This window comes from Streptomyces sp. AK02-01A (genome assembly GCF_033795305.1).
In the GTDB taxonomy this organism is placed as follows: Bacteria; Actinomycetota; Actinomycetes; order Streptomycetales; family Streptomycetaceae; genus Streptomyces.
Genome location: NZ_JARBAE010000137.1, coordinates 1 through 564 on the forward strand (window position 1 = coordinate 1; position 564 = coordinate 564).

General features: G+C 61.7%; 1 pseudogene. It reads left to right on the top strand.

Going from position 1 to position 564, the window contains the following annotated elements:
- Positions 1–98: 98 nt before the first annotated feature.
- Positions 99–418 (top strand): annotated as a pseudogene (locus PV679_RS36075) (ATP-binding protein); the annotation flags it as partial.
- Between the last annotated feature and the right edge of the window lie 146 nt (positions 419–564).

A 564-nucleotide genomic window follows, 5' to 3' on the forward strand; every position in this document is an offset into this window, starting at 1 on the left:
CCATGACAGCAGGCCTACCCCGCAACTATCCCCATGGCCAGGCACCCAGCACCCACTCCCGCTGACACCCACCCAATGCCACCAACCCGCCCACTCACAAGAAGCAGCTGGCCAAGACGATCGCCCGCTACGGCCGCGTTGATCTTTTGTGCATCGACGAACTGGCTACATGGAACTCGACCGCCGTGGCGTCGAGCTCCTCTTTCAGGTTTTGACCGAGCGGGAAGAAAAGAACAGCGTGGCCATCGCCTCGAACGAATCCTTCTCTGGCTGGACAAAAACGTTCACGGACCCCCGTCTTTGTGCTGCCATCGTCGACCGTCTTACCTTCGGCGGCAACATCATCAAGAGCGGCACCGACTCCTACCGCCTCGCCACCACCCGCCCCCGCGCGGAGCAGCAAGCTGCTGCTGGCTGATCACCGAGATGGGGCCGTTCACTGGTGCCAGCCCTCCAGCTCTAGCCGCAACGCCGTTCAGTTAAGCGTGGCGGCTGTTCGTCAAGTCCGGTGAACGAGGCAGCGGAGCTGCTGTAGAAGAGGTCTGTCCTCCAAGACATCCTCAC